The following is a 25,600-nucleotide window of genomic DNA, read 5'->3' as shown; positions in this document are numbered from 1 at the left end:
GCTTAGAGCATGGCCTACGGCTTGGCCTCGATAGCAATCGTCTGGTGGCCTTCTTCCGCCACAAGCCTTTCGGTGCCGTATGCCTTGAGGAACATGCTGACGCCTGACCTGACGATGCGGTCGATCTCGTCCTGGCTCGGGGCTTTGGTGCGGTAGGCGAAGATGCACTGGCGGAACAGACCGGCCAGGCACAGTTCGGTGAACTGATAGGCGGCAAGATCGACATCGTCGATGCGCAGCAGGTCGCGCTCGATGGCGGCATTGAGAAAGGCCGCGACCTTGTCGTGGCCACGCTTGGGACCGCGCTCGTAAAACCGCGCGCCCATGTCGGGTATCCGGTCGGATGCACCGATCACCGTGCGCTGCGCCTGGATCACCTTGGCCGACGTGATCTTGAGGGCCAGCACCTTGCCGAACTTCACCAGCGTCTCGCGCAGGTTGTCGGCATTGTCCAGCACGTCATACATGTTCTTGAAGATGGTGCCGCGCTCTTCCTCGATCAGCGCTTCGAACAGCTCTTCCTTGTTGGCGAAATAGACGTAGATCGTACCCTTGGAGACACCGGCCTCGCGGGTGATGTCGTTCATCGAGGCGGCTTCGAAGCCCTTGTCGATGAAGACACGACGGGCGCCGTCGATGATCTGGCTGCGCTTGACCGGATCCTGCCCCGCGGCCGGGCGGCCACGACGCAAGCTTTCCAACAGGTCGTCGCACGACTCGTTTTCAACATTGGGCGGGGTCTCGGCCATGAAAGTCACACCTCGAAAATAATTCGAACCAAGCGGTTCGATTGCCCTTGATATGGTCCTCTTTACGCGCTATGTCAACGGCCGGATCGAACCGAACGGTTCAGTATTATATTATAACTTTAGAGAGATGTCATGTCCTCGAACGCGCCGACCACTGCCGAAGTCCGTCCCTTTCCCAACGCCAAGGTTGCGCCGGCGACGGAAGCCCCGGAAGTGCCTGTCCAGCCTGTCTCGTCGCCACCGGCAGAGGCTCCGGCCAAGAAGAAGCGTTCGGTGCGTTCCTTCCTGCTGCCGGTCATCGGCGCCGCTTTGCTGGGCGCCGGCGCCTGGTATGGTTATGACTACTGGACAACGGGCCGCTTCATGATCTCCACGGACGATGCCTATGTCCAGGCCGACATGGCGTTCATCTCGCCCAAGATTTCCGGCTATGTCGATCAGGTCAAGGTCAGCGAGAACCAGCAGGTCAAGGCCGGCGATCCGCTGCTCGTCGTCGATGACGGCGATTACAAGATTGCCGTCGCCCAGGCCGAGGCGCAGATCGCCACCTTGAGCAAGACGCTCGACCGTATCGACGCCCAGACTGAAGCAGCGCGCGCCTCGCTGCAGCAGGCGCAGGCGCAGAAGGTCGCCGATCAGGCCGCCGCCGACAATGCGGCCAAGGTCGCGGCGCGCGCCTCGCAACTGCTCAAGACCCATGTCGGCACGCAGGCGCAGCTGGACGACGCCCAGACGGCGGTCCAGCAGGCCGATGCCGCCCTTGTCGGCGCCGACGCGACGATCGCCGCCGCGCAGGCCAATATCGGCGTGCTGCAGGCGCAACGCGCGGAATCGGCGAGCACGCTGGCGTCCCTGCAGCTCAGCCATGACAAGGCGCTGCGCGATCTTTCCTTCACCGTGCTCAAGGCGCCTTATGACGGCATCGTCGGCAACCGCTCGGTCGAACAGGGCGACCTTGTCAGCCCCGGCCAGAAGCTCGCCGTCATCGTGCCGATGGACAAGCTCTACATCGTCGCCAACTTCAAGGAGACGCAGCTTGCCCGGCTGGTGCCCGGAGAGAAGGTGAAGATCTCGGTCGATGCGACCGACGGCCAGGACTTCGAGGGAACCGTCTCGTCGCTGGCGCCGGCTTCGGGTGCCGTGTTCTCGCTGCTGCCGCCCGAAAACGCCACCGGCAACTTCACCAAGGTCGTGCAGCGCGTTCCGGTCCGTATCGATGTGCCGGCAGATGTCCTGAAGAGCGGCAAACTGCGCGCCGGCCTGAGCGTCATCGTCGCCGTCGACAGCCGTACCGCCCCATCCGGGTCGGCATCAGCGGCAGCGTCGAACTGAGCGGCTGCCGGGGAGCAATGCCATGGCAACCGCAACCCTGACAGCAGGAGCACCGCCGGCGAGGCCGGCTGTGCCTGACACCATTTCGACGCGGCGCGTCATCGCTTTCCTGGCGATGGTGTTCGGCATGTTCATGGCCATCCTGGACATTCAGATCGTCTCCGCCTCGCTGTCGGAAATCCAGGCCGGCCTGAGCGCCAGCTCCGACGAAATCCCGTGGGTGCAGACCGCCTATCTGATCGCCGAAGTGGTGATGATCCCGCTGTCGGGCTTCCTCAGCCGGATGCTGTCGACGCGCGTGCTGTTCACGATCTCGGCGGCGGGCTTCACCGCGGCCAGTGCGCTGGCGGCGACTGCCACCAACATCGACCAGATGATTGTCTACCGCGCCGTCCAGGGCTTCATCGGCGGCGGCATGATACCGAGCGTCTTCGCCGCTGCCTTCACCATCTTCCCGCCCTCGCGCCGCGCCTTCGTCTCGCCGATGATCGGCCTGGTGGCGACGTTGGCGCCGACCATCGGCCCGACTGTCGGCGGCTATATCAGCCATGCCATGTCCTGGCACTGGCTGTTCCTGGTCAATGTCGTGCCCGGCATCCTGGTGACAGCGGCGGCCTGGACGCTGATCGACTTCGACAAGCCCAACCTCAAGCTGTTCAGCAAGTTCGACTGGTGGGGCCTCGCCGGCATGGCGGCTTTCCTGGGCTGCATGGAATATGTGCTCGAGGAAGGCCCCAACAATGACTGGCTGCAGGACCAGGGCGTCTTCATCTGCGCCATCGTCATGACCATCGGCGCGGTGCTGTTCTTCTGGCGGGTGTTCACCGCCGAGGAGCCGATCGTCGACCTGAAGGCCTTCACCAACATCAACTTCGCCTTCGGCTCGCTGTTCTCCTTCGTCATCGGCATCGGCCTTTACGGCCTGACCTATCTCTACCCGGTGTATCTCGGGCGCATCCGTGGCTACGATTCGATGATGATCGGCGAGGCGCTGTTCGTCAGCGGCCTGGCCATGTTCTTCACCGCGCCGATCTCGGGCATCCTGTCGAACAAGATGGACCCGCGGCTGATGATGATGATCGGCTTCTTCGGCTTCGCCACCGGCACCTGGTGGATGACGCATCTGACCGCCGACTGGGATTTCTACGAGTTGCTCATCCCGCAGATCCTGCGCGGCTGTTCGATGATGCTGTGCATGGTGCCGATCAACAACATCGCGCTCGGCACCTTGCCGCCCGAGCGGCTGAAGAATGCGTCCGGCCTGTTCAATCTCACCCGCAACCTTGGCGGTGCGGTTGGCCTCGCACTGATCAACACCGTGCTGATCGACCGCAATGCCTTCCACTACGCAAGGCTCTCCGAGCATGTGCAATGGGGCAGTGAAGCCGCGCAGACCAAGCTGCAGAACATGACGCTCAATTTCGAGCAAACCCCCGGCCTGGACGCGACAAGTGCCGCCATCTCCAAGCTGTCGGGCATGGTCCAGCAGCAGGCGGCGCTGCTGTCCTTCATGGATGTGTTCTTCATGCTGACGGTGCTGTTTGCGACGCTTGGCCTGTTCACCATGTTGATCCGCAAGCCGGCCGCGGCGGCGGGTGGAGGTGGTGGCGGCGGCCACTGATACCGGAGCAATTCCAGGAAAAGTGTAAGGCGGTTTTCCCGGGAAAAGCGCGCAGCGCTTTCCCTTAGGAATTGCGACAAGACAGAGATACGTGGGCAGCTGTTTCGGGAAGCTCCTCCAGTCCACGCCCGAAAAAGCTCTGACCGCGCAAAAAACTCCGGGCCGCAAGCCCGGAGTTTTTCATATCCAGTTGGAATTTGTCAGGCTGTGGTGGGCTCGAAGGTCAGCGCGACGCCGTTGATGCAGTGGCGCAGGCCGGTCGGCGCCGGACCGTCGTCGAAGACGTGGCCGAGATGGCCGCCGCAGCGGCGGCAATGCGCCTCGGTGCGCGTCATGCCGAGCGAGCGGTCCACGGTCGTGCCGATAGCCTTGGGGATCTCTTGCCAGAAGCTCGGCCACCCGGTGCCGGAATCGAATTTCGTCTCCGACGAATAGACCGGCAGGTCGCAGCCGGCACAGGCGAAGATGCCCTTACGGTGTTCGTTGAGCAGCGGGCTGGTGCCGGGATACTCCGTGCCTTCCTTGCGCAGCACGTCGAAGGCGGCCGGCGACAGGATGGCTTTCCACTCGGCGTCGGTCTTGGTGACTTCGAATTTTTCGGCGGCCTGTGCTGCCTGCGGATCGCCCATGCGCAGCATCGTTGCTGCGGCCCCGACGACGCCGATGGCGGCGGCACCGCTCAAAAGAAAGTCGCGACGGTTCATGACCGGTTCCTCCTGATGTCCTTTTGCCAAACTATACCGCCGCGCGGAAATCAAAAGCCGGTGACGGTAGCCCCCTCGAACGAACACTCCGCGCCCTCCCACATCCGAATATGGGCGGCGCGGAGTGCGCGGGTCAATTGCGGATCACGGGAGCGGGATCGTGCAATCGACGGAGGGCCCTTGCTGCCAGTTCGCCGGCAGCAATCCCCTTGTTACATCTTCGGCAAAAGAACCTTGTCGATGACGTGGATGACGCCATTGGACTGTTCGACATCGGCGATCGTCACATTGGCGACATTGCCGTTCTCGTCGGTGACGGTGACCTTGCCGCCGTCGGCCTTGAGCGACAGCTCGCAGCCGCCGACCGTCTTGACCTTGTGGGCGCCGCCGTCAGCCTTGGCCATCGCGGCGACATCCGCCCCCATCGCCTTGGCGCCGATGACATGGCAGGTCAGGATCTTGGTGAGCTTGTCCTTGTTTTCAGGCTTGAGCAGCGTCTCGACCGTCCCGGCCGGAAGAGCCGCGAAGGCTTCGTTGGTCGGAGCGAACACGGTGAACGGACCGGCGCCCTGCAGCGTTTCGACAAGGCCGGCGGCCTTCACGGCGGCGACCAGCGTGGTGTGGTCCTTCGAGTTCACGGCGTTCTCGACGATGTTTTTGTTAGCATACATCGCGGCGCCGCCAACCATCGGGTTTTCGGCATAGGCGGCGGTGGCAAGGGCCGAAACGGCGATCGTACCGGCGAGCAAAAGGGTGGCGTATCTGCGCATGATGTCAAACTCCTCGGGTTTTCTCTTCCCATTTTTGGGGACGCGAGGAGATACGGAACAGAAGTGCGGGAGTTTCAGAAATATTCTTATTTTTTATTTTGCCCGGGATGCCGAAGAGATTTTGCCACGCAACGGCTTGCCGGCTACCATGCTGTCTACGGACGTGGAAGGTGGGAGATACACTTCAGGTACTCTATTTTGAGTCTGGCGACGCCAAGAGCCGGTCAGATGCTCTTCAGGTCGCCGGCGGCGACCACCGGTCCGGTCGGCTGTCCGGTCGGCGAACCGCCTGACGGCTCGAGGCTGACGGCAAGCACCGCGCCCTGGGCAAGCTTCTGCTGGGCCGCCGGTGAGACGACGATATGTGCCGTAGCACCGGTCGGAATGACGCCCATCGAGACCGGCGGGTTCTTGCCCTCGATCATCCACAGCTCGAAGTCCTTGCCGGAAGCACGCTCACCGGAGACATGCGACAGGCCGACTTCGTGATGCGCGGCGTCGTAGACGGCAAGATATCTGACGTCGCTGCCTTCGGCGGCCAGCGAAGCGACGAGGCGCGCCTGCGGCTCCTCGACCGGCCGGTTGAGGACTGGCACGGCAATGTAAATCGCCAGTGCCGCAACCGCAGCCGCGGCAAGGCCGCGCCAGAAAGCGAGGCTGGACCACAGGCCGCCGCGCGATTCGGCGGGCGTGGTCACGGCGGCAGCGTTCGCGAACAGCCGGCGGTCGACCGCGGTCTTCACCGAAACCGGCGGCTCGATTTCCGGGTAGGCGGCGGCCAGCGGTGAGAGACGGACCTCCCATCCCTCGACAAGACGAGCAAAAACCGTATCCGCATCGATGCGGCGGGCGACGATCTGGCGTTCGTCGGCATCGAGCACGCCGAGAACGTATTCGGCGGCGAGCAGGTCGTCGCCTCCACGTTCCGGTCCGGTGTCTTCTGCCAGCGTCATCTTTCCAGACATTCTCTGAGTTTCAACAGGCTGCGGCGCAGCCATGTCCGCATCGTGTTCAGCGGCACGCCATGGCGCTCCGCCAGTTCGGCATAGCTCTCGCCCTTGAGATAGGCGCCCCGGACGGCGGCTGCCCGGTCCTTCTCCAACTCATCGAGACAATGGTGGATACGTTCGGATTCGTCGCCCGCCACCGCCATCGCTTCAGGCCCCGGCGCCGGATCGGCCACGTCGAGCGCGGCATCGATGTCGGCGGCAGGCCTGCGCCGCGCTCGTATGCGATCGATCGCATGATTGCGCGCAATTGCAACCAGCCAGGAGATCGGGCTTAGATCGGAGACGGCAAAACGATCCGCCTTCGTCCATATCTTGACGAAGACTTCCTGTAGCGCTTCTTCCGCATCTCCCCGGTCGTTCAATACACGAAGACAGACGCCAAAAAGTTTCGCGCTGGTCTGCCGGTAAAGCAGATCGAACGCGGCCCGATCCTTCATCGAAGTCCGGACGATCAGCTTGGTGATGTCCTGCGGCGTCATCTGCGGCAAGTTAGGCGATTGCAATGTATTTGCAACGGCGGAAATAACCTTGTGCACGCCTAGGCTTTTATGTGTCGCCAGCCCGGGTCCGTCGACCGATTGCCAATGGAATCGCCACTGGCTAGCTTGCCCTCAGTGATGGGGGGAGCGCGCATGTCGGTCGAACGGATCCTTTGGGAAGAAGATGCCGCGGGCCTCGCCGATCTGGTCCGCAAGGGCGAGGTTTCGGCCGTCGAGCTGACCGACGCCGCGATCGCCCGCGCCGAGGCCACCCGTCCCGACATCAATGCCACGGCCGAACCGCTCTACGATGCCGCCCGCGCCCGTGCGAAGACCGTCGACCGCTCGCTGCCGCTGGCCGGCGTTCCCTTCGCCATCAAGGATCTCGGCATCGCCATCAGGGGCGTGCCGACGCATGGCGGCAGCCGCATTCCGGCATGGCTGGCCGATGTCAATTCGGTGCTGACCGACCGCTATCTCGCCGCCGGGCTTATCCCGATCGTCACCTCGACATCGCCGGAGCACGGGCTTCGATTGATGACCGAATCCAGGGCCTTTGGCATCACCCGCAATCCGTGGAACACCGGCCATACCAGCGGCGGCTCTTCGGGCGGTTCGGCAGCCTTGGTCGCAGCTGGCGTCGTGCCGGTGGCGCATGCCTCCGATGGCGGCGGCTCGATCCGCGTGCCTGCCGCCTGCACCGGGCTTGTCGGCCTGAAGACGTCGCGCGGCCGCACCCCGCTGACGCCGCTGGTGAGCGAAAGCTGGTACGGCATGGTCGTCGACCATGCGCTCACCCGTTCGGTGCGTGATTGCGCGCTGCTGCTCGACCTCACCCATGGGTCCGATCCTCTGTCGCCCTATGCCGCGCCGCCGCCGAAGGGCACGTTCGCGGCCGCTGCCGCACGCGATCCCGGCAAGCTCAGCCTGGCCGTGTACCGCAAATCCCCGCTTGGCCTGCCGATCTCGGACGAGACGCTCAAGGCGCTCGACACGGCGATGGCGCTTGCCCGCGAGGGCGGCCACACGGTCAAGGAGATCGACCTACCCTTTATCGGCCGCGAGTTCTTCGCCGATTTCTGCAGGACGGTTGCCTCCGCAGTCGCCGGCACGATGCGGGCCGAAGCGCTGCGTGTCGGCCGTTCCGTTACCGGCGACATCGAGCGGGCGACGCGGGTGCTCGCCCGCTTCGGCGAAATGGTGTCGGCCGGCGAGACCTATGCCGACCTGCAGCGGCTGCATGCCGCCTCGCGGCAGCTGATTTCGGAGACCGTGCAGTACGACGCCGTGCTGATGCCGGTCATTGCCCACCCGCCGCTCGCCTGCGGCGCCATGGATCCGAAAGGCGCCGACGAGTTCATCGAAAACCTGCTCGACAAGCTTCACCTCACTCCCTTGCTGAAGCTGAAGCCGTTCTTCGGCCAGCTGATGGATAAGAGCCTCTGGTTCACCCATTGGCCGGCGATCCAGAATGTCAGCGGCCAGCCGTCGATCGCGCTGCCGGTCCATGTCACTGACGCCGGCCTGCCGCTCGGCGTCCAGGCGGCCGGCCGTCCGGGCGACGAGGAGACGCTTTTGTCGCTCGCCGCGCAGATGGAGAAGATCTCGGGTTGGCTGGACCGCAGGGCGCCGCTGATGGTGCCGACACGATGACGAGGTCGTGAAGCGCTTGAATATGGCAGCAAAGCCATTTGCGGGCGGCGCCAATTCCCGCTAAGACGCCGCCGTCCTTACCTGATGCATGTCGTCCAAAAGGGTCCAGGGGTTTTGGGACAACGACGTGCTTAAAATAAAAAGCCGGGAACCAAGCCGATGACGGAAATAACCGCCACCGCCGAAATGCAGGCAGCCCTGTTGTCGCGGGCGCTGCCCTACATGCAGCGCTACGAGCACAAGACGGTCGTGGTGAAATATGGCGGCCATGCCATGGGCGACATCGAGCTCGGCAAGGCCTTCGCGCGCGACATCGCGCTGCTCAAGCAGTCCGGCGTCAACCCGATCGTCGTCCATGGCGGTGGCCCGCAGATCGGCGCCATGCTGGCCAAGATGGGCATCGAATCCAAGTTCGAGGGCGGCCTGCGCGTCACCGACCAGAAGACGGTCGAGATCGTCGAAATGGTGCTGGCCGGTTCGATCAACAAGGAGATCGTCGCGCTGATCAACGCCGAGGGCGAATGGGCGATCGGCCTGTGCGGCAAGGACGGCAACATGGTGTTCGCCGAAAAGGCCCGCAAGACCATGATCGATCCGGACTCCAACATCGAGCGCGTGCTCGATCTCGGCTTCGTCGGCGAGCCGGTCGAGGTCGACCGCACCTTGCTCGATCTTCTGGCACGCTCCGAAATGATCCCGGTGCTGGCGCCGGTGGCGCCAGGCCGCGACGGCCACACCTACAACATCAATGCCGACACCTTCGCCGGCGCCATTGCCGGCGCCTGCCAGGCGACGCGCCTGCTGTTCCTCACCGACGTGCCTGGTGTGCTCGACAAGAACAAGAAGCTGATCGACGAACTGACCGTGGCCGAGGCCAAGGCGCTGATCAAGGACGGCACGGTCTCGGGCGGCATGATCCCCAAGGTCGAGACCTGCATCGAAGCGATCGAACGCGGTGTCGAAGGCGTCGTCATCCTCAACGGCAAGACGCCGCATGCGGTGCTGTTGGAACTGTTCACCGAGCACGGTGCCGGCACGCTGATCGTGCCTTGATGGGCATTGATATTCAGGTGATGCCGGCCTGCAAACGGCGACTTTCTCCGCTTCCGGTGCTCACGGACCCGAACGTCCGCTGCGCTCCGGTTCTCGAAAGCCACCGTTTTCGGCTCGGCCTGACCTGAATCTCAACACCCCTTAACCAGGGCACAGCAACAGTCAGGCACTCGGCAAAATCGTGACCTCGGGCGGTGCCAGCTTGCGTACCGGGCGTCGAACGGACATCGATTCCTCCTCGGCGTCCTGCGGCGCGCCCCAGAATTCGGCCAGCGTCGGGCCGTCTTTCACCCTGATGTCGCGGATCAGAAAGCCCCAGACCTCGCGGAACCACACGCGGCGGCCCATCTGCGTGTACCAGCGCATCGAATGGCGCTGCTCGGGATCCTTGTGGAACAGGATGCGGGCCAGCGCCTTCGGCCGCGACTGCACAGCCAGCTCGATCAGCTTGACACTGAAGAACAGCATCCAGGGTTTCAGCCGCGTCATCTGCAGCACCTGGTGCTTGTAGTCCCACAGGCGCGCATCCTGCTGGATCACCTTGCGATCCCGCGCGATGCGGAAGAACGGCGTCCAGCGATGCGGCGTCACATAGAGCGCCTGGATCTGGTCGGGGTCGTAGGCGATGAGCTGGCGAAAGCCGCGCCACAGATCGCGGAACCCTTCGTCCTCGAAGCCGGCCACCCAGGTCGCCATCGACAGGATGCCGTTGAGGCGCAGCAGCCTTATCGCCTCGCGGTCGGATGATGTGCTGCCGCCCTTGCGGATCAATTGAAGCGTCTGCTCGTCGGTGTTTTCCATGCCGAGCAGCCAGCGGATGACGCCGGCCTTGCGGTAGAGATGCAGGGTGTCGGCATCGCGCACGATGTCGTCGGCACGGGTCGAACCGACGATCAGCACCGGCACGTTCTCGGCGATAAGGGCGTCGAGGAAGGCACGCCAGGCCTTCTTCGAGACCGTCGGATTCTCGTCGGCGAGATTGATCAGCTCGACGCCGTGCTCGCGGTGCAGCCAGGCGATCTCCCTGGCGAATTTCACCGGGTCGCGATGCCGCCAGCGGGTCCAGAAGCCGCGCTGGCCGCAATAGTTGCACAGATGCGGACAGCCGCGCGAAAACTGCATGACCACGGCCCGCTTGCCGCCCCAGTAACTGTACCGCGAGTGCTCAATCAACTCCCAGCCGACGCGGTAGGCGTCGAGGTCGGCAATGGTCATGGCGGCCTGTGTGGCGACGGGACGGCCGAGATCGTCGCGACAGGCAATGCCGGCCACGCTCGCCGGCGGCTGGCGCATTTCCAGCGCCTCGACCAGCGCCACGACGGTCGCCTCGCCCTCGCCGCGCACGATGAAGTCGAAAGCATCGGTAGCGGCCAGGATGTCGCGCCAATGATAGGTCGAGAAAACGCCGCCATAGACGATGATGGTCGCCGGCTCCCGCTGCTTGATCTGCTCAGCGATCAGCAAGGCGGTCGGGTGCGCCGAGGTCGAGCCGGAATGGCCGATCAGGACGAAGTCGGGGTGGTCCTCCAGTGCGTTGCGTACGACGTCATCGAGCGGCATCGGCCCAAACTCGGCGTCGACGAGCCGCACCTGATGGCCGGCATCGATCAGCGGTCCGCCGATCGCCAGCAGACCGAGCGGCGGCAAATGATCGTCAGGCACGCGGCTGCCGATGGCGGTGTGCGGCGGATTGATCAGGACGATTTTCATGGCGGACCTCTTGGGCAGTTGGTCCGCGCAAGCTGGCCGGCGATGTGGACACGCGATTGGCCCGTTTCAGCAGTTTGCGTGCAGCTTTTCCCCAAGGAGTGCGAAGAGAGGCATTGTCATCGCCTGAGATGCCCGAGCGGCACATGGCCCGGCCCCTTGATGTTCTGCAGCACCAACTGCGTGTGGACGTCGCGCACGCCGTCGAGCCGCATCAGCCGGTGCATAACGAAGGCGTTGAGTTCGTCGACCGACGGCACCATGACATGCAGTAGAAAGTCATGGTCGCCAGTCATCGTCCAGCACGAGGACACCTCGTTCATGCGCTGCACGGCGGCGATGAAGCTTTCGGGCGAGCCGTCGCTGTGGCTGACCAGGCGCACCTGGATGAACACCTCGACCATCAGGCCGACCGCGCGGCGGCTGATCACCGCGGCAAATCCCTTGATGATGCCGGCCTCCTGCAGCGCCTCGAAGCGCCGCGCGCACGGCGTCGTCGACAGGCCGATCTCTTGCGCCAGTTCGGAAACCGGCTTGCGCCCGTCGCGCTGCAGGACATCGAGCATCTTGATCTCGAAATCGTCGAATTGAGGCATTTTCACTCCGATAGAGGGTTTTGTGAGTGGATGTTATCCCAAATATTCCGTTCGAGCCATCATCAAAACCGATTTGCCTCGGCAAATCCGGTTAGCCTTTCGGCACGTCAGCCATTCATGATTTGCGAGGAGGAAAACCATGACGACGATGAGCGTTGCCGAATATGCCCGCGACTGCGCGGCGCAAGGATTGCGCGGTGACTATTCGGTCTGCCGCGCCGATTTCACCGTGTCCCAGGGTTACGATTACAGCGAAGAAGAGCAGGCGGTGTGGCGCACGCTGTGCGACCGCCAGACCAAATTGACGCGCAGGCTCGCCCACCATTCCTATCTCGACGGCGTCAAAAAACTTGGCCTGCTCGACCGTATTCCCGATTTCGACGAGGTCAGCGCCAAGCTGCGCAAATTGACCGGCTGGGAGATCGTCGCGGTGCCCGGTCTCATTCCCGCGGCCCCGTTTTTCGATCATCTCGCCGATCGCCGCTTCCCGGTCACCAACTGGCTGCGGACCAGGCAGGAGCTCGACTACATTGTCGAGCCCGACATGTTCCATGATTTCTTCGGCCACGTGCCGGCGCTGTCGCAACCGGTGTTCGCCGACTTCATGCAGATGTATGGCGAGAAGGCCGGCGACATCATCGCGCTGGGCGGCGACGAGATGATTTCCAGGCTCTACTGGTACACGGCCGAATACGGCTTGATGCAGGAGGCCGGCCAGCCGCTAAAGGCCTTTGGCGCCGGCCTGATGTCGTCGTTTACCGAGCTGCAGTTCGCGGTCGAAGGCAAGGACGCCCACCACGTGCCCTTCGACCTGGAAACGGTGATGCGCACCGGCTACGAGATCGACAAGTTCCAGCGCGCCTATTTCGTGCTGCCGTCCTTCGACGCCTTGCGCGATGCCTTCCAGACCGCCGATTTCGCGGCGATCGTCGCCCGCCGCAAGGACCAGCCGGCCCTCGATCCGGCGACGTTATAGCGCAGAACCGTCAGGCGGTGACCACCTTGCTCAGATGGTCGCCCAGCCGGCAGGCCAGCGCGGTGATCGTCGTCGTCGGGTTGCATTGGCCCGACGTGCAGAACACCGAGGAGCCGCCGACATAGAGATTGTCCATGCCGTGCACCTTGCAGTTGGCGTCGACCACGCTCTTGCTGACGTCGGTGCCCATGCGCGTGCCGCCCATGTGATGATGGCCCGCCGTCTCGTCGTTGGTCGGATAATCCTGACCATTGCTGATCCAGTCGGCAATACGCACGCGGCCGAGATTCTTCTCGATCAGCGTCTTGCCGAACAGTCTGAGCCCTTCGAGCAGGGTGCGGCGCTCCATTTCCGATTTCTTCCAGTGCAATTCGATGCGTGGCACGCCGGCATGGTCGACATCGGTCTTCGACAACTCGATCTGGTTGGAGGCCAGCGGCGCCTGTTCCCAGGCGACGTAGAGCTGGGCGGCGCAGCGCAGTCTCTGACTGAGCTTGGAGGACATCCACTCGGCCATGTCGGGTGCCGTGCAGGCGAGGTCGGCGATAAGGCTCTTGACGCCGGGATACGGCGTCTCGATCAGCCGGATGCCGAAATTCATGATCTGCAGCCGCTCCATGGCGGCAAGGGTCGGCGAGAAGAAGGCCTCATTGACGGCGTCGACCTCGAACGCGTTGTAGTCGGCCAGGATCGCGTTGCCGCCCTCGAAGGTCGGATGCTCCATCCAGTAGCGGCCAAGCGCCGTCGCATTCGGCACGACGCCGCCGTTCGAACGCTGGTTCGACCACAGAAGCAGCCGCGAATTCTCCAGCCCGCCGGTGCAGACGATGAAATAGTCGGCACTGAAGGAGCCGGCATCCTGCCCGTTCGACCACAGTCTGGCGCCCGTCACACGTTTGCCGTCGCCGGAAAGTTCGGTGGCACAAGTGTTGAGCACCACCGCGATGTTCTTGGCCTTGTCGAGTTCATCGCCGAACTTCTCGGCGAAGCGCACGGCCGGGCTCTTGATCAGCTGCACCCAGCGAATGTCGTCCGAGATCGGCATATCGGGCCGGAGGGCCGGAAGGTCGAGAATGTCGCGCACTTCCGGCAGATAGGGTTCGATGTCGGTGCGGCGGATCGGCCAGCCCGTATCGGGTACCCAGGCCTTCGGCTCGAAATCCTGCTTGTCGAGCACGCGGCACCAGCCGGCCCAGTGGTTGGAACTGCCGCCCATCAACCGCAGCCGGGTTATGTCGAGATCGAAATAAAAATCCCCGACCGTGCTGCCACGGTAAAAGTCCTGCGACTCGTCGCTGAATTCGCGCGGACCGGCCTCCATCACCACCACCGGAATGCCGGCCGCACCAAGCTTGCGCGCAATGGTCATACCGGCCGGGCCGGAGCCGAGAATGCAGACTTTTGGAGTGAAGTTCGCGGCGCGATACGCCTCGTAGCTGTCGAAGATCATGCCAGGTCGCTCCGTTTGAGGATCCAGCCATTGACCTCGACGATCTCGTTCGGGTCGGGCTTTGGACCGGCGGCATCGGCATCAGGCAGCTTGCGGAACAAAGACAGGGCAGGCAATGCGATCAACGCCTGCACGAGCGCGCGGCGTGACATTCTCTTGATGATGAAACTCATGGCTGGTCTCTCGGCTGGGCTTCGGCACTGCATGGCGTTCCCAGAACGGCAATTCCCGGAACGACACATGCATCACCGTGGAAGCCAGTATCGTGCCAAGTCTGGCCGCAAAGCAGTGAAAACCCGGCTAAGCGGTACAACCGAGTGCAAACAGGGTTAGAATTTTCTTAACAGGCCGGTTGCGGCAGATCGGATCACGCCGCCTCGGAAATGCCGGTGTCGATGATCGTCAGGTTACGGCCCTGGTGCTTTGCCTGGTAGAGGCGCCGGTCGGCGGCGCGCATCAGCTCCGACACACTGGCTTCCTCGCCGCAGACAGTACCGCCGATGCTGACCGTGAGCGGAATGGTCCGCTCGTCGACGGGCCGGAAGCGGATCAGCTCCACTTCGCGGCGAATGCGCTCGGCGACGCGCTTGGCCTCCTGCTCGGTGGCGCCGGTCAGGAAGGCGCCGAACTCCTCGCCGCCGATGCGGCCGAGCACATCGCCGCTGCGCACGCCGCGCTGGATCGCGCTGGCGATCAAAAGCAGCGCGTCATCACCTGTCAGGTGGCCAAAATTGTCGTTGATGGTCTTGAAGTGGTCGGCATCGATGATCAGCAGCGCGCCGCGATCGGACTTGCGGCGCGAACCGTCGAGCGCGGCAAAGAAACTTTCCCGGTTGAGCATGCCGGTCATGTCGTCGCGGCTCGCCTTTTCCGCCAGGCGGCGATGCGCGGCGGCGAGCTGGGCATGGGCTCGGGCGAGATCGCGATGCGCGTTTTTCAGCCTGTCGCTTTGCCAGAAAGTGCTTGCGCTGGCAGCCCACGCCAGCACCAGCGGACAGAGGGTGGAGGTCAGCCAGATCGTGCGGTTGACCGGAAATCCCATGGCCGGAACGATGATCAGGGTCAGCAGGAGAGAGGCCGCGACTGAGGCGAAAGCAACGGCGGCGGATCTCAGAATTATGCTGTTCATCGCTTGCTCCCACAAGACTGCCTCTCTGCCAGCAAGCCCTAAAGGCCACCTTTCCCAGATGCCTAAAATTTGAATCGTGAGGCGATTTACGCAACCTCAACGAGCAGAAGTTGTGGATAAAGTCGCTTCCGGAATGCGCGTTTCATGCCATAAGGAGCCCATGACCACGCTCCCTGACCCCGCCCGCTTCGCCCATGTCACCGACTGGGTTTTCGATCTCGACAACACGCTCTATCCGCATCATTCGAATCTGTTCTCGCAGATCGACGTCAAGATGACCGCCTATGTCGGCGAGCTGCTGGCATTGCCGCGCGACGATGCGCGCAAGTTGCAGAAGGAACTCTACCGCGAATATGGCACGACGCTGAACGGCCTGATGACACGTCATGGCATCGACCCCGATGATTTCCTCGAGAAGGTCCACGACATCGACTATTCATGGCTGGTGCCAGACCCCGTTCTCGGCACCGCCATCCGCCAGCTTCCGGGCCGCAAGTTCATCTTCACCAATGGCGACCGCAGGCACGCCGAGCGCACCGCGCGCCAACTCGGCATCCTCGACCATTTCGACGACATCTTCGACATCGTCGCCGCCGGGCTCAATCCCAAGCCGGCGCGCCAGACCTACGAGAAGTTCGCCGAACTCCACGCCGTCACCGGCCACAATGCGGTGATGTTCGAAGACCTTGCCCGTAACCTGTCGGTGCCGAAGTCGCTCGGCATGACCACGGTGCTTATCGTGCCGCGCAATTTCGAGCCGACCTTTTCCGAGATCTGGGAGCGCGACCCGGCCAATGAGGATGATGTCGATTTCGTCACCGACGATCTGGCGGGGTTTCTGACGGCGATTGTGGAGGGGGAGGAAGAGGGGAATTGAAGAATTGAAGAATTGAAGAATTGAAGAATGAAGGACGGTCTCTACGGATCAATTCCCCCAGTTCCCCAGTTCTTCAATTCCCCACTCCCCTACTCCCCTAACTTGTAGAACCGGCTGATGATCCCCCAGGCTTCGTCGGCGGTGTCGACGAAGTCGATGATGTCCTGATCGCCGGGGCTGATCGTGCCCTGCTCGGCGAGAAAATCGAGATTGATCGCCCGCTTCCAGAAGGATTTGCCGAACAGGATCACCGGCACGCGCTCCATGCGCCCTGTCTGGATCAGGGTCAGCGTCTCGAAGAATTCATCCATCGTGCCGAAGCCGCCCGGAAACACCGCGACCGCCTTGGCGCGCATGACGAAATGCATCTTGCGGATAGCAAAATAATGGAAGTTGAAGCAGAGCTCCGGCGTCACATAGATGTTCGGCGCCTGCTCGTGCGGCAGGACGATGTTGAGGCCGATCGACGGCGCGCCGACATCGTCGGCGCCGCGGTTTCCCGCTTCCATCACGCCGGGCCCGCCACCGGTCACCACGACATATTCGCGGTAATAGGAGGTAGCCGACTGCTGCGAGCAGAGGCGGGCGAATTTGCGCGCTTCCTCGTAGTATTTGCTGTTCTCCTCGAGGTTCTTCTTCTGCGTCTCGTTCTTGGCCGCCCAGGCCTCGCCGCCGGGTTCCGGCAGGCGCGCGCCGCCGAACAGGATCACCGTCGAACGGATGCCGCGTTCGGCCAGGATCATTTCCGGTTTCAGCAATTCAAGCTGCAGCCGGACCGCGCGCAACTCGCGCCGCGTCATGAAGTCGGGATCGTTCCAGGCGAGCCGGTAGGTTTCGGCACGCGTCTGCGGCGTATCCGGCACACTCTTCGACCGCTCCAGATCCTCGTCCGAATGCGGCAGTGGCGTCCAGCCCGCCTTTTCCATAGGTGTCATATGCTCTACCCGTCCAAATTCTTCACTTGCGCCGCCCCATGACGCAGCCGCGATTGACCCTCACCAAGGCTTCACATAAGCAGGTTCCGCAAAAGTGTCCCGCGGTTTTGTGACAAGAACCTGCTACATGCGAAGATCCAGGCAGGCAAAGCCTGCCAAGGGGTCCGCGCGACTTTCAAAACAGGTTAAGGCGTTGCCCCTTAACAGCTTGGTAATGGAGCGAATTCATGTCGAAGCCCGATCTGGCGAGCCTCGAAAAGACCATCGAGAAGGCCTTCGAGGAACGCGACGCGATTTCGACAGCAACGCGCGGCGAAACGCGCGACGCCATCCAGTCGGCGCTCGATCTGCTCGACCGCGGCGCCGTCCGCGTCGCCGAGCGGCAGGCCGACGGCAAGTGGCATGTCAACCAGTGGCTGAAGAAGGCCGTGCTGTTGTCGTTCCGGCTCAACCCGATGGAGATCATCAAGGGGGGACCCGGCGAGGCGGTGTGGTGGGACAAGGTGCCGTCGAAGTTCGACGGCTGGAGTGCCGTCGATTTCGAAAAGGCGGGCTTCCGAGCCGTGCCGTCGTCGGTCGTGCGCCGTTCGGCCTATGTCGCACCGGGCGCCGTGCTGATGCCGTCCTTCGTCAATGTCGGCGCGTATGTCGACAGCGGCACCATGGTCGACACCTGGGCCTCGGTCGGCTCCTGCGCCCAGATCGGTAAGAACGTGCATCTGTCCGGCGGCGTCGGCATCGGCGGCGTGCTGGAGCCGATGCAGGCCGGCCCGACCATCATCGAGGACAATTGTTTTATCGGCGCGCGTTCGGAGGTGGTCGAGGGCTGCATCGTGCGCGAAGGCTCGGTGCTCGGCATGGGCGTCTTCATCGGCCAGTCGACCAAGATCGTCGACCGCGCCACCGGCGAGATCTTCTATGGCGAAGTGCCGCCGAATTCCGTCGTCGTCGCCGGAACGATGCCGGGCAAGCCCTTTCCGAACGGCGAGCCGGGTCCCAACCTCTACTGCGCCGTCATCGTCAAGCGTGTCGACGCCAAGACCCGCTCCAAAACCTCGATCAACGAATTGCTGCGCGATTGATCTTTGCGCAAAGCGAGCGCACCTTCCGCCGGCGCGACAATCGGTCGCGCTGGTTCAAGATGGAGGGGTGACATGGACTGGAAGTATCTGCTCACAAGTTTTGATGGTCGCATCAACCGTGGCAAGTTCTGGGCCGCGATTGGCGTTTTCATCGTCATTGGTATCGTTGCCTTCATTCTCGATGCGATCCTCGGTACACGTCTCACCACCGCCAGTGGCGCCCAGATCGGCATCATCGGCATTCTCATCGCTCTGGCCTCGATCTATTTCGCGCTCGCAGTCTACGCCAAGCGCTGGCATGATCGCGGCAAGTCGGGCTGGTGGAGCCTGATCATGCTGGTGCCGCTCATCGGCCCGATCTGGTTTCTGGTGGAGTGCGGCATTCTCGAAGGCGCCAGAGGCGCCAATCAATATGGACCGGACCCGCTTGCCTGACAGATCAGATCTCACCTGGCTTTTCTTCAAAACCTCGGGCCGCGTCAGTCGCGCGGCCTATTTTCTTGGCGGGTTGCTCGTCGCCATCATCCAGGCCTTCCCGCTCTACCGCTTCACGCTGGTGCCGGAAGGTTCGGCCGAGAGCAACATGTGGTCGTTCATCTTCTTCGTCGCCTTCATCGCCTCGCTGTGGTCGAACATCGCGCTGGCGGTGAAGCGGCTGCACGATTTGGACAAGCCGGGCATTGCCGCGCTGATCCTGTTCGTGCCGGTGGTCTCGATCGTCGCCTTCCTTGTGTTGTGCCTGTTTCCAGGGCAGCCTGGACCCAACCGCTACGGCCGGCGCACCAACGAGCCGGAACAATCCTGAGGGCCGATCGGACATGCGCTACCGCACGCTTGATCCGAAACTGATCGTCGAAACCGCCGAGCGGCTGGAAGAGCGGATCGCCGACCGTTTCCCTGAAGCGGGATTGCGTGGCGTCGCCGCCGAACTGGTCTCGCTGTCGCGCGATCTGGCCAAGGCGGCCAAGGTGCTCGAAGCACCGATCTGGTGGCTGCGCGGGCTCATCGTCGCCGCCTTCGTCACGGGTGTGCTGGTGTTCCTGTTCGTCGGTACCATCTTGCCGATCGACCGCATTTCGGGAACCCACGATGCCCTGCAGTCGGTGCAAGGCATAGAGGCTTCGATCAACACCGTCATACTCGCAGTGTTGGGCTTGCTTGCTCTGATCCGCACCGAGGAGCGCATCAAGCGCAAAAGGGTGTTTCGCCAGCTGCACGGCCTGCGTTCGCTGATCCATGTCATCGACATGCACCAGCTGACCAAGGATCCGGCAGCCCTTTCGGCCGATTTCAAGCCGACGGCGCACTCGCCGGCCCGCATCACCAATGCCGCCGACCTGGCGCGTTACCTCGACTATTGCTCCGAAATGCTGTCGATCACGGGCAAGATCGCCGCATTGTTCGCACAGTCGGTCAATGACGACGTGGTCATCGACGGCGTCAACGACATCGAGAACCTGGCATCCAACCTGTCGCGGAAAATCTGGCAGAAGATCACGTTGATCGACGGCCGGCCGGTGCAACAACCTGCTCCGGCGCCAGGCCCGGCGAGCCAAGCCGCTCCGCTTCCGCCACGCGCACCAAAGCGGTGACCCGCTGAACCGTCGGCACGGGCGTGCCGGCCTTCCCCGCCAGCTGCAAGATGGCGCCTTGCAGGTCGTCGATCTCTGTCGGCCGGCCGCGCTGAAGATCGTCCCACATCGACGAGCGCGCCTGCAGGTCGATCGCCAGCAAGCGCCGCGCCAGCAGCTTGAACAGCCAGTCCGGCAGCCTGAGCACCTTGGGCAGCAACGCCGGCGGCAGGCCGGCGATCCGCGCCGGCTCGATGCCGGACGCTCTCATCGCTCTCAGGGCCTCGTCGATCTGGCTGGCCAGGATCAGCCGCCAGCGCCGATCGGCCAGTTCGGTCGCCAGCGGCAGGCCGGAAAGCGCCACCAACGCGTTGTTCAAATTCATCAGCAGCTTGCCCCACAGCACGGCTTTCATGTCGCCATGGGCTTCGACCGCAAACCCTTCGACGCCAAGCAGGCCGACCAGGCCGGCGTCGCCATCCTCGACCATTACCGTGCCGTCGCTGGCGCGGTGAACGCGCAGCGGCAGTTCGCCGTCCGGCGACTGCACCACATTGAACGGCACCATGCCGGCCAGCACCGTACGTCCGGCAAGTTCAGCGCGCAGCCTGTCGGCATTGTCGACGCCGTTCTGCAGGCTGATCACCACGGCGTCGGGCCGGGCATGGGCTTTGATAAGATCCGCCATATCCTGGGTGGCGCCGCTCTTGACCGTGACCAGGATCACGTCCGCCAGCGGCAAAGCGGCGGCCGGATCGACGGTGACGACAAGCGCCTCGGGCTTGATCGAGCGATCGCGGCCCTGGAGGTCGCTGACCCGCAATCCACCCTGCCGTAGCGCTGCCTCGATGCGCGGCCGAGCCAGCAGAATGACCTCTCGGTTGGCCAGCGCCAGGCAGCCGCCGGCATAGCAGCCGATGCTGCCAGCACCGGCAATGACGATCCGTTTGTCCTTGTCTGCCATCCTGTCGCCCGCGCCGGGTCGGAGCTATACGACATGAAAACCATAATATTGGCGGTATCGCCAGCCATGAGGCTGGCCCCTATGTCTGGCCGTGACAGGCCCTGCGCTTTCGACTATCGCTTTTGCCATGACGCTGCCGACTGATCCCGCCGAAAACCTCGCCGCCCTTATCCGTTGCGCTTCGGTGACGCCCGCTGAGGGCGGTGCGCTGACCGCGCTGGAGACGATGCTCAAACCGCTCGGCTTCCTGGTCGATCGGCCGGTGTTTTCCGAAGACGGCACGCCCGATATCGAAAACCTCTATGCAAGGCGCTCCGGCAATGGCCCGCATCTGATGTTCGCCGGACACACTGACGTGGTGCCTGTCGGCGACGAAGCCGCCTGGACGCATCCGCCTTTCGCCGCCGAGATCGCCAATGGCGAGATGTATGGCCGGGGCGCCGTCGACATGAAGGGCGGCATTGCCTGTTTCATCGCCGCCGTGGCGCGCCATGTCGAGGCCAATGGCGGTCCGAAAGGGTCGGTCTCGCTGCTGATCACCGGCGACGAGGAAGGCCCGGCCATCAACGGCACGGTGAAGCTGCTCGAATGGGCGGCTTCGCGGGGCGAGAAATGGGATGCCTCTGTCGTCGGCGAGCCGACCAATCCGGACGCTCTCGGCGACATGATCAAGATCGGCCGCCGCGGCTCGATGTCCTGCGCGGTCACCGTCAATGGCCGCCAGGGCCATGTCGCCTATCCCCTGCTTGCCGACAATCCGGTGCGCGGGCTGATGAGCCTGGTCGACGCCTTGCTGCATCCGGTTTTCGACAAGGGGACCAGGGATTTCCAGCCGACCAATCTGGAGATCACCTCCATCGATGTCGGCAACCCTGCCACCAATGTCATTGCGGCCAAAGCGACCGCGACCTTCAACATCCGCTTCAACGACACCTGGACGGACGAGACCCTGCAGGCCGAGATCCACAACCGGCTCGACCAGGCGGCCAGGCGCAGGAAGTACCGGCAGGGCAAGAAGACGCCGGTCGACTACGAGCTCGTCTGGCGCGACCGGCCGAGCCATGTCTTCCTGACCCGCGACGACAGGCTTATCGAAACGCTGCGCGGCTCGATCAAGTCGGCGGTCGGCAAGGAGCCGACGCTGTCCACCTCCGGTGGAACGTCCGACGCGCGTTTCATCAAGGACTATTGTCCGGTGGTCGAGTTCGGGCTGGTCGGCAAGACAATGCATATGGTCGACGAGCGCGTCGCCATTGCCGATTTGGAAACGCTGACGCAAATCTACCAGCGCTTCATAGAAGACTGGTTCGGACAGGGCTGAACAGCATGCTTTCGGCGGACGAAACCCAAGCTTCGCTGACGGGCGCCTGGCGATTGATGCTCGGCAAGGCCGACGGCCTGCGCCTGCTCGACCTGTCGGCCGACGGCTTCTGGAATTCCTTCTTCGCCATTGTCGTTGCAGCACCGGCGCTGATCGTCGGCTGGGTCGGCATCGCCAACGAAATCGGCGATCCCGACGCCTTCGCGGGCCGCTTCAGCATGCTGGTCCGCCTGGCGACGGTCGACATCGGCTCCTGGGTGCTGCCGCTGGTTGCGCTCGCCCTGATCGCGCCGCGCGCCGGCATCGGCGGCCGCTTCGTCCACTACGTCGTCGCCAGCAACTGGGCTTCGGCCATCACCGCATGGCTGATGCTGCCCTCGGCGCTGATCCGGCTTTTCCTGTCGTCCGCAAGCCAGGCTGCGAGCCTTGTGTCGCTGTTCCTGTTTGCCCTGTCGATGGTGCTGATCTGGCGCATGACCAACGCCACGATCGGCAGGGGCGCATCGGTCGGCACCGCCGTTTTCGTCGGCATGTTCATCGCCTCGCTGCTGGTGCTGTTCGGCCTGCAGGCGCTGCTCGGCATCACCGTGCCGGAGGATGTCGGAGTTCAGAGCCTGTCCGGGCTCGTCTCGACTGGATAATCGACACCGGTGAGAAACAGCCCGTCGGGCGGCGCCACCTGGCCACAGGCGGCGCGGTCGTGCGCCTCGAGCGCCGTTTTCAGGTCGGCCGCGGTCCAGCCGCCGTCGCCGACGCGCTTGAGCGAGCCGACCATCGAACGTACCTGATTGTGCAGGAATGAGCGCGCCGAAGCCCTGACCTCGATCATGTCGCCCTGTCGGCTCACATCGAGCCGTTCCAGCGTCCTGATCGGGCTGTTGGCCTGGCACTGGGTCGAGCGGAAGGTGGTGAAATCATGCCGTCCGAGCAGGACTTTCGCCGCTTCGTGCATGGCGCCGGCGTCGAGCCGCTTCGGCACCCACCATACCTTGCCCTTGTCGAGCGCGGCCGGGGCACGGCGGTTCAGGATGCGGTAGAGATAGTGGCGGCCGATGGCCGAGAAGCGGGCGTCGAAGCTGTCGGAGACGACTGTCGCTTTCAGGATGGCGATGCGCGCCCCGCCCGCCTGCAGATGGGCGTTGACGGCATCGCGCACCTTGTCGCCCGGCCACGCCTTGGCGAGGTCGGCATGCGCCACCTGCGCGGTCGCATGGACGCCGGCATCGGTGCGGCCGGCGGCGCGCAGCCGGATCGCTTCGCCGCAGAATTTTTCGATCGCCCGCTCGATCGCCTGTTGCACCGAAGGCTGATCCGCCTGGTGCTGCCAGCCGGCAAACAGACTGCCATCATATTCGATGTCGAGGCGAAAACGCGGCATGCCGGGCGGCTATACGCTCTCGCCTAGGCGGCGAGAGCGGTGAAGGCAGAGGCGTAGACTAGCCTGCCTGCTTCTGGTGCGTCACCCCAGGCCAGCGCCTGCAGCGCTTCGCCCTGGTACTCGCTCTCGAAGTTCTCGGCACGCGTGTGGCTATATCCGAAACGCCCGTAATAGATGGGGTCGCCGAGCACCACAGCCAGCGTTTCGCCGGCATCCCTGAGGCGGATATGCGCCTCGCGGATCAGCGCGCCGCCGATGCCGCTGCCATGGAACGAGGGCTCCACCGCCAGCGGTGCCAGCGCCACGGCCGCGAAAGTCTTGCCGCCATTCTGGACGAACAGCCGCGAAAACAGGATGTGGCCGACCACCTGGCCGTCCTCTTCCGCCACCAGTTCGGCAACAGCGTCGCCGCCGGTCACCAGCGCGTCGACCAGACCGGCCTCCGCCTGCTGGCCGAAAGCGTGTTCCTCGACGAGGCGGATGGCCTCGCGATCCCGCGGCGTTGCCGCGCGTATCGACATCATGCTCATGAGAATTTCAGTCCTTTTTCGATCTTGGCCCCGCGCAGGAACTCCGACGCGGCAGCGGGCTTTCCGCCCGCGCGTTGAACTTCGACCAGCCTGATCGCGCCTGCCCCACAGGCGACCGTCAGCCGGTCATCGAGAATTCCTCCCGACTCGCCCAACTCTTCCCAAAGCGACAGGCCTTGCGACAGCGTCGAGCGAAGCAGTTTCAGCCGCTCCAGACGGCCGCCAATTCCTATCTCCGACCACGCGCCGGGAAAGGGCGACAGGCCGCGAATATGATTGTGGACCTCACTTGCTGAGCGAGTCCAGTCCACGCGAGTCTCGGATTTATCGATTTTCTTGGCGTAGGTCACCCCATCCACAGCTTGTGTGGTGAATGTCAGGGTATTCCTTTCCAGTCGCGCCAGCGCTTCCACCATCAAGGCAGCACCGACACTCATCAACCGATCATGCAGATCGCCGGCTGTCATATCGGGTTCGATAGCGCATTTTTCAACCAGCCCGACCGGGCCGGTGTCCAGCCCCTCTTCCATGCGCATCACCATCATGCCGCTTTCCAGGTCGCCGGCCATGATGGCGCGCTGGATCGGCGCGGCACCGCGCCAGCGCGGCAGAAGCGACGCATGGCCGTTGATGCAGCCGAGCCGGGTCGCCTCGAGAACCGCCTTCGGCAGCAGCAAGCCATAGGCGACGACCACGGCGACATCGGCCTGCAAGGCACGGAAAGCGGCCTGCTCGGCCTCGCCCTTGAGCGAAACCGGCGCCCGGACTTCAATGCCCAGCCGCTCCGCCTCGCGCTGCACCGGCGATGGCGTCAACTCCAGCCCGCGCCGCCCTGCGGCGCGTGGCGGCTGGGTATAGACGGCCGATATCTCATGGCCAGCCTCGGCGATCGCGCGCAAAGTCGGCACCGAAAACTCCGGCGTGCCCATGAAGATGACGCGAAGGGGCATTTTTTCTTCTGGTATCCTGTCTTCTTGCTCGCACCGTGTGCCGGCTCAGGCGTCCGCTTCAAACGGGTTTACGCGCTTCAGGTCAAGCTCGTCGAAGTCGCGAACGTTGCGCGTGGCAAGCGTCGCATCATGGGCGAGGCAGATCGCGGCAATCTTGGCGTCGGAAAGACTGATCGGACGGCCAATTCTTTCCCGCGTCGCCCGCAGCTTGCCGGCAAGTCGGGGGATCGAACCGGAAAATTCCACGATACGGCCGGCGAACTGCTGCGAAATCAGCTGATCGAGCACGCGAATATAACGGTCTGATCCCGTCTTGTTCAAAAACCGTTCGGCCCCGAAAGACTGCTCCATGATGACTGGCCCACACATGTAGAGTGCGAGAAGATCCTGTTTGCGGAACCAGGCGGAGACATTCAAGTCGGGCGCCGGTTTGCTGGCTTCGGAAACAACATTGGTATCGAGGATGATCACTCGAAATCCTCAACTGGATGGCCGAAGTCGCGTTTTCCGTCCGCTTCGATTTGGTCCATTATCTCGGAAAATTCATCGCCTATTGCATTTTCCGCAGCGAACGCCGAACGAATGGCATCCCACGCGGAAAGTCCCGGCTCCGGTTTGGCTTCTTTCTCCGCGACCATGCCTTTACGCAAGAGATCGATCGCCTTGCCCGACAGACTTTGGCCGCCCTTGCGCGCCGCGTGTTCGATTTCGCGCTTCAAGGGTTCGGGAATATCTCTGATCAACATATCGCCCATGGATGCCT

29 protein-coding genes are annotated in these 25,600 nt (G+C 63.4%); 12 read left to right on the top strand and 17 right to left on the bottom strand.

Going from position 1 to position 25,600, the window contains the following annotated elements; genetic code table 11:
* Positions 1-14: 14 nt before the first annotated feature.
* Positions 15-749 (bottom strand): TetR/AcrR family transcriptional regulator, encoded by a 735-nt coding sequence (locus EJ079_RS06030; RefSeq protein WP_127380942.1) that lies wholly within the window; start codon positions 747-749, stop codon positions 15-17.
* Between the two features lie 132 nt (positions 750-881).
* Between EJ079_RS06030 and EJ079_RS06025 the strand changes: the two genes are divergently transcribed.
* Both EJ079_RS06025 and EJ079_RS06020 read left to right on the top strand, forming a co-directional pair.
* Complete coding sequence (locus tag EJ079_RS06025) at positions 882-2,081, top strand: HlyD family secretion protein (RefSeq protein WP_127808377.1); 1,200 nt, start codon at positions 882-884, stop codon at positions 2,079-2,081.
* A gap of 22 nt (positions 2,082-2,103) precedes the next feature.
* A complete protein-coding gene (locus tag EJ079_RS06020) occupies positions 2,104-3,702 on the top strand; it encodes a DHA2 family efflux MFS transporter permease subunit (RefSeq protein WP_127808376.1) in 1,599 nt (532 codons plus the stop codon).
* Between the two features lie 200 nt (positions 3,703-3,902).
* Here EJ079_RS06020 and msrB read toward each other — a convergent pair whose 3' ends face one another.
* The 4 genes from msrB to EJ079_RS06000 form a co-directional block, all read right to left on the bottom strand.
* The gene (gene msrB, locus EJ079_RS06015) at positions 3,903-4,406 is read right to left on the bottom strand and encodes a peptide-methionine (R)-S-oxide reductase MsrB (protein ID WP_127808375.1); all 504 of its coding nucleotides are present in this window, start codon (positions 4,404-4,406) and stop codon (positions 3,903-3,905) included.
* Positions 4,407-4,618: 212 nt separating this feature from the next.
* Positions 4,619-5,176, bottom strand: coding sequence for a fasciclin domain-containing protein (locus tag EJ079_RS06010; RefSeq protein WP_027040113.1), 558 nt, complete (start codon positions 5,174-5,176; stop codon positions 4,619-4,621).
* Positions 5,177-5,400: 224 nt separating this feature from the next.
* Positions 5,401-6,129 (bottom strand): anti-sigma factor, encoded by a 729-nt coding sequence (locus tag EJ079_RS06005; protein ID WP_127808374.1) that lies wholly within the window; start codon positions 6,127-6,129, stop codon positions 5,401-5,403.
* Entirely contained in the window at positions 6,126-6,665 is a 540-nt protein-coding gene (locus tag EJ079_RS06000) for a sigma-70 family RNA polymerase sigma factor (RefSeq protein ID WP_127267227.1), read from the bottom strand. The genes EJ079_RS06005 and EJ079_RS06000 overlap by 4 nt, the downstream gene beginning before the upstream one ends.
* A gap of 153 nt (positions 6,666-6,818) precedes the next feature.
* On the opposite strand from EJ079_RS06000, the gene EJ079_RS05995 reads away from it, so the two are divergent.
* Both EJ079_RS05995 and argB read left to right on the top strand, forming a co-directional pair.
* On the top strand, positions 6,819-8,318 hold the full coding sequence (locus EJ079_RS05995; protein ID WP_127808373.1) for an amidase: 1,500 nt from the start codon (positions 6,819-6,821) through the stop codon (positions 8,316-8,318).
* 159 nt (positions 8,319-8,477) lie between these two features.
* Positions 8,478-9,371, top strand: coding sequence for an acetylglutamate kinase (argB, locus tag EJ079_RS05990; RefSeq protein ID WP_013528489.1), 894 nt, complete (start codon positions 8,478-8,480; stop codon positions 9,369-9,371).
* A gap of 162 nt (positions 9,372-9,533) precedes the next feature.
* Here argB and bchE read toward each other — a convergent pair whose 3' ends face one another.
* Both bchE and EJ079_RS05980 read right to left on the bottom strand, forming a co-directional pair.
* The gene (gene bchE, locus EJ079_RS05985) at positions 9,534-11,081 is read right to left on the bottom strand and encodes a magnesium-protoporphyrin IX monomethyl ester anaerobic oxidative cyclase (RefSeq protein WP_127808372.1); all 1,548 of its coding nucleotides are present in this window, start codon (positions 11,079-11,081) and stop codon (positions 9,534-9,536) included.
* Between the two features lie 116 nt (positions 11,082-11,197).
* Complete coding sequence (locus tag EJ079_RS05980; protein ID WP_127808371.1) at positions 11,198-11,674, bottom strand: Lrp/AsnC family transcriptional regulator; 477 nt, start codon at positions 11,672-11,674, stop codon at positions 11,198-11,200.
* 139 nt (positions 11,675-11,813) lie between these two features.
* Here EJ079_RS05980 and phhA point away from each other — a divergent pair, with 139 nt between their 5' ends.
* Entirely contained in the window at positions 11,814-12,650 is an 837-nt protein-coding gene (gene phhA / locus EJ079_RS05975) for a phenylalanine 4-monooxygenase (RefSeq protein ID WP_127808370.1), read from the top strand.
* Between the two features lie 10 nt (positions 12,651-12,660).
* Here the strand turns inward: phhA and EJ079_RS05970 are convergent, their stop codons facing one another.
* From EJ079_RS05970 to EJ079_RS05960, 3 genes are all read right to left on the bottom strand, one after another.
* A complete protein-coding gene (locus EJ079_RS05970; RefSeq protein ID WP_127808369.1) occupies positions 12,661-14,100 on the bottom strand; it encodes a GMC family oxidoreductase in 1,440 nt (479 codons plus the stop codon).
* Positions 14,097-14,273, bottom strand: coding sequence for a hypothetical protein (locus tag EJ079_RS05965; RefSeq protein ID WP_081738956.1), 177 nt, complete (start codon positions 14,271-14,273; stop codon positions 14,097-14,099). The genes EJ079_RS05970 and EJ079_RS05965 overlap by 4 nt, the downstream gene beginning before the upstream one ends.
* A 194-nt stretch (positions 14,274-14,467) precedes the next feature.
* Positions 14,468-15,229 (bottom strand): GGDEF domain-containing protein, encoded by a 762-nt coding sequence (locus EJ079_RS05960; RefSeq protein ID WP_127808368.1) that lies wholly within the window; start codon positions 15,227-15,229, stop codon positions 14,468-14,470.
* Positions 15,230-15,389: 160 nt separating this feature from the next.
* Between EJ079_RS05960 and EJ079_RS05955 the strand changes: the two genes are divergently transcribed.
* Positions 15,390-16,106, top strand: coding sequence for a pyrimidine 5'-nucleotidase (locus EJ079_RS05955; RefSeq protein ID WP_127808367.1), 717 nt, complete (start codon positions 15,390-15,392; stop codon positions 16,104-16,106).
* Positions 16,107-16,195: 89 nt separating this feature from the next.
* Here EJ079_RS05955 and EJ079_RS05950 read toward each other — a convergent pair whose 3' ends face one another.
* Complete coding sequence (locus EJ079_RS05950) at positions 16,196-17,041, bottom strand: LOG family protein (RefSeq protein ID WP_023810769.1); 846 nt, start codon at positions 17,039-17,041, stop codon at positions 16,196-16,198.
* Between the two features lie 227 nt (positions 17,042-17,268).
* On the opposite strand from EJ079_RS05950, the gene dapD reads away from it, so the two are divergent.
* The 4 genes from dapD (at position 17,269) to EJ079_RS05930 (ending at position 19,715) form a co-directional block, all read left to right on the top strand.
* Positions 17,269-18,123, top strand: coding sequence for a 2,3,4,5-tetrahydropyridine-2,6-dicarboxylate N-succinyltransferase (gene dapD / locus EJ079_RS05945; protein ID WP_127269742.1), 855 nt, complete (start codon positions 17,269-17,271; stop codon positions 18,121-18,123).
* Between the two features lie 72 nt (positions 18,124-18,195).
* On the top strand, positions 18,196-18,558 hold the full coding sequence (locus EJ079_RS05940) for a DUF805 domain-containing protein (protein ID WP_127318322.1): 363 nt from the start codon (positions 18,196-18,198) through the stop codon (positions 18,556-18,558).
* Positions 18,551-18,928 carry a DUF805 domain-containing protein gene (locus EJ079_RS05935; RefSeq protein ID WP_023810766.1) on the top strand — a complete coding sequence of 126 codons (378 nt, stop codon included), beginning with the start codon at positions 18,551-18,553 and terminating at the stop codon, positions 18,926-18,928. Before EJ079_RS05940 ends, EJ079_RS05935 begins: the two co-directional genes overlap by 8 nt.
* 13 nt (positions 18,929-18,941) lie before the next feature.
* A complete protein-coding gene (locus EJ079_RS05930) occupies positions 18,942-19,715 on the top strand; it encodes a hypothetical protein (RefSeq protein WP_127318320.1) in 774 nt (257 codons plus the stop codon).
* On the opposite strand, the gene EJ079_RS05925 is transcribed toward EJ079_RS05930, so the two are convergent.
* A complete protein-coding gene (locus EJ079_RS05925; protein ID WP_127808366.1) occupies positions 19,618-20,658 on the bottom strand; it encodes a 2-dehydropantoate 2-reductase in 1,041 nt (346 codons plus the stop codon). The genes EJ079_RS05930 and EJ079_RS05925 overlap by 98 nt on opposite strands.
* Positions 20,659-20,785: 127 nt before the next feature.
* Between EJ079_RS05925 and dapE the strand changes: the two genes are divergently transcribed.
* Positions 20,786-21,979: a succinyl-diaminopimelate desuccinylase gene (gene dapE, locus EJ079_RS05920; RefSeq protein ID WP_127808365.1), complete on the top strand. Its 1,194-nt coding sequence runs from the start codon at positions 20,786-20,788 to the stop codon at positions 21,977-21,979.
* Between the two features lie 5 nt (positions 21,980-21,984).
* Positions 21,985-22,620 carry a transporter gene (locus tag EJ079_RS05915; protein ID WP_127808364.1) on the top strand — a complete coding sequence of 212 codons (636 nt, stop codon included), beginning with the start codon at positions 21,985-21,987 and terminating at the stop codon, positions 22,618-22,620.
* Here EJ079_RS05915 and truA read toward each other — a convergent pair.
* Genes truA through EJ079_RS05890 form a run of 5 tightly spaced genes read right to left on the bottom strand, consistent with a single transcriptional unit; the run spans position 22,587 to position 25,592 of the window.
* Positions 22,587-23,357, bottom strand: a complete 771-nt coding sequence (gene truA, locus EJ079_RS05910; RefSeq protein ID WP_127318314.1) for a tRNA pseudouridine(38-40) synthase TruA — start codon at positions 23,355-23,357, stop codon at positions 22,587-22,589. The two genes, EJ079_RS05915 and truA, sit on opposite strands and share 34 nt — an antisense overlap.
* 23 nt (positions 23,358-23,380) lie before the next feature.
* Positions 23,381-23,887, bottom strand: coding sequence for an N-acetyltransferase (locus EJ079_RS05905; RefSeq protein ID WP_127398815.1), 507 nt, complete (start codon positions 23,885-23,887; stop codon positions 23,381-23,383).
* Positions 23,884-24,837 carry a methionyl-tRNA formyltransferase gene (fmt, locus tag EJ079_RS05900; protein ID WP_127808363.1) on the bottom strand — a complete coding sequence of 318 codons (954 nt, stop codon included), beginning with the start codon at positions 24,835-24,837 and terminating at the stop codon, positions 23,884-23,886. The genes EJ079_RS05905 and fmt overlap by 4 nt, the downstream gene beginning before the upstream one ends.
* 45 nt (positions 24,838-24,882) lie before the next feature.
* Positions 24,883-25,308 (bottom strand): type II toxin-antitoxin system VapC family toxin, encoded by a 426-nt coding sequence (locus EJ079_RS05895; protein WP_127808362.1) that lies wholly within the window; start codon positions 25,306-25,308, stop codon positions 24,883-24,885.
* The gene (locus tag EJ079_RS05890) at positions 25,305-25,592 is read right to left on the bottom strand and encodes a plasmid stabilization protein (protein WP_127328141.1); all 288 of its coding nucleotides are present in this window, start codon (positions 25,590-25,592) and stop codon (positions 25,305-25,307) included. The genes EJ079_RS05895 and EJ079_RS05890 overlap by 4 nt, the downstream gene beginning before the upstream one ends.
* Positions 25,593-25,600 lie beyond the last annotated feature (8 nt).

Origin of the sequence: Mesorhizobium sp. M7A.F.Ce.TU.012.03.2.1, assembly GCF_004006095.1 — a bacterium.
In the GTDB taxonomy this organism is placed as follows: domain Bacteria; phylum Pseudomonadota; class Alphaproteobacteria; order Rhizobiales; family Rhizobiaceae; genus Mesorhizobium.
This window is presented reverse-complemented; position numbering and strand designations above follow the sequence as displayed.

Coding starts and splice junctions, on each gene's coding strand:
- EJ079_RS06030 (WP_127380942.1), bottom strand. CDS start 749: ATGGCCGAGACCCCGCCCAATGTTGAAAACGAGTCGTGCGACGACCTG.
- EJ079_RS06025 (WP_127808377.1), top strand. CDS start 882: ATGTCCTCGAACGCGCCGACCACTGCCGAAGTCCGTCCCTTTCCCAAC.
- EJ079_RS06020 (WP_127808376.1), top strand. CDS start 2,104: ATGGCAACCGCAACCCTGACAGCAGGAGCACCGCCGGCGAGGCCGGCT.
- msrB (WP_127808375.1), bottom strand. CDS start 4,406: ATGAACCGTCGCGACTTTCTTTTGAGCGGTGCCGCCGCCATCGGCGTC.
- EJ079_RS06010 (WP_027040113.1), bottom strand. CDS start 5,176: ATGCGCAGATACGCCACCCTTTTGCTCGCCGGTACGATCGCCGTTTCG.
- EJ079_RS06005 (WP_127808374.1), bottom strand. CDS start 6,129: ATGACGCTGGCAGAAGACACCGGACCGGAACGTGGAGGCGACGACCTG.
- EJ079_RS06000 (WP_127267227.1), bottom strand. CDS start 6,665: ATGACGCCGCAGGACATCACCAAGCTGATCGTCCGGACTTCGATGAAG.
- EJ079_RS05995 (WP_127808373.1), top strand. CDS start 6,819: ATGTCGGTCGAACGGATCCTTTGGGAAGAAGATGCCGCGGGCCTCGCC.
- argB (WP_013528489.1), top strand. CDS start 8,478: ATGACGGAAATAACCGCCACCGCCGAAATGCAGGCAGCCCTGTTGTCG.
- bchE (WP_127808372.1), bottom strand. CDS start 11,081: ATGAAAATCGTCCTGATCAATCCGCCGCACACCGCCATCGGCAGCCGC.
- EJ079_RS05980 (WP_127808371.1), bottom strand. CDS start 11,674: ATGCCTCAATTCGACGATTTCGAGATCAAGATGCTCGATGTCCTGCAG.
- phhA (WP_127808370.1), top strand. CDS start 11,814: ATGACGACGATGAGCGTTGCCGAATATGCCCGCGACTGCGCGGCGCAA.
- EJ079_RS05970 (WP_127808369.1), bottom strand. CDS start 14,100: ATGATCTTCGACAGCTACGAGGCGTATCGCGCCGCGAACTTCACTCCA.
- EJ079_RS05965 (WP_081738956.1), bottom strand. CDS start 14,273: ATGAGTTTCATCATCAAGAGAATGTCACGCCGCGCGCTCGTGCAGGCG.
- EJ079_RS05960 (WP_127808368.1), bottom strand. CDS start 15,229: ATGAACAGCATAATTCTGAGATCCGCCGCCGTTGCTTTCGCCTCAGTC.
- EJ079_RS05955 (WP_127808367.1), top strand. CDS start 15,390: ATGACCACGCTCCCTGACCCCGCCCGCTTCGCCCATGTCACCGACTGG.
- EJ079_RS05950 (WP_023810769.1), bottom strand. CDS start 17,041: ATGACACCTATGGAAAAGGCGGGCTGGACGCCACTGCCGCATTCGGAC.
- dapD (WP_127269742.1), top strand. CDS start 17,269: ATGTCGAAGCCCGATCTGGCGAGCCTCGAAAAGACCATCGAGAAGGCC.
- EJ079_RS05940 (WP_127318322.1), top strand. CDS start 18,196: ATGGACTGGAAGTATCTGCTCACAAGTTTTGATGGTCGCATCAACCGT.
- EJ079_RS05930 (WP_127318320.1), top strand. CDS start 18,942: ATGCGCTACCGCACGCTTGATCCGAAACTGATCGTCGAAACCGCCGAG.
- EJ079_RS05925 (WP_127808366.1), bottom strand. CDS start 20,658: ATGGCAGACAAGGACAAACGGATCGTCATTGCCGGTGCTGGCAGCATC.
- dapE (WP_127808365.1), top strand. CDS start 20,786: ATGACGCTGCCGACTGATCCCGCCGAAAACCTCGCCGCCCTTATCCGT.
- EJ079_RS05915 (WP_127808364.1), top strand. CDS start 21,985: ATGCTTTCGGCGGACGAAACCCAAGCTTCGCTGACGGGCGCCTGGCGA.
- truA (WP_127318314.1), bottom strand. CDS start 23,357: ATGCCGCGTTTTCGCCTCGACATCGAATATGATGGCAGTCTGTTTGCC.
- EJ079_RS05905 (WP_127398815.1), bottom strand. CDS start 23,887: ATGAGCATGATGTCGATACGCGCGGCAACGCCGCGGGATCGCGAGGCC.
- fmt (WP_127808363.1), bottom strand. CDS start 24,837: ATGCCCCTTCGCGTCATCTTCATGGGCACGCCGGAGTTTTCGGTGCCG.
- EJ079_RS05890 (WP_127328141.1), bottom strand. CDS start 25,592: ATGGGCGATATGTTGATCAGAGATATTCCCGAACCCTTGAAGCGCGAA.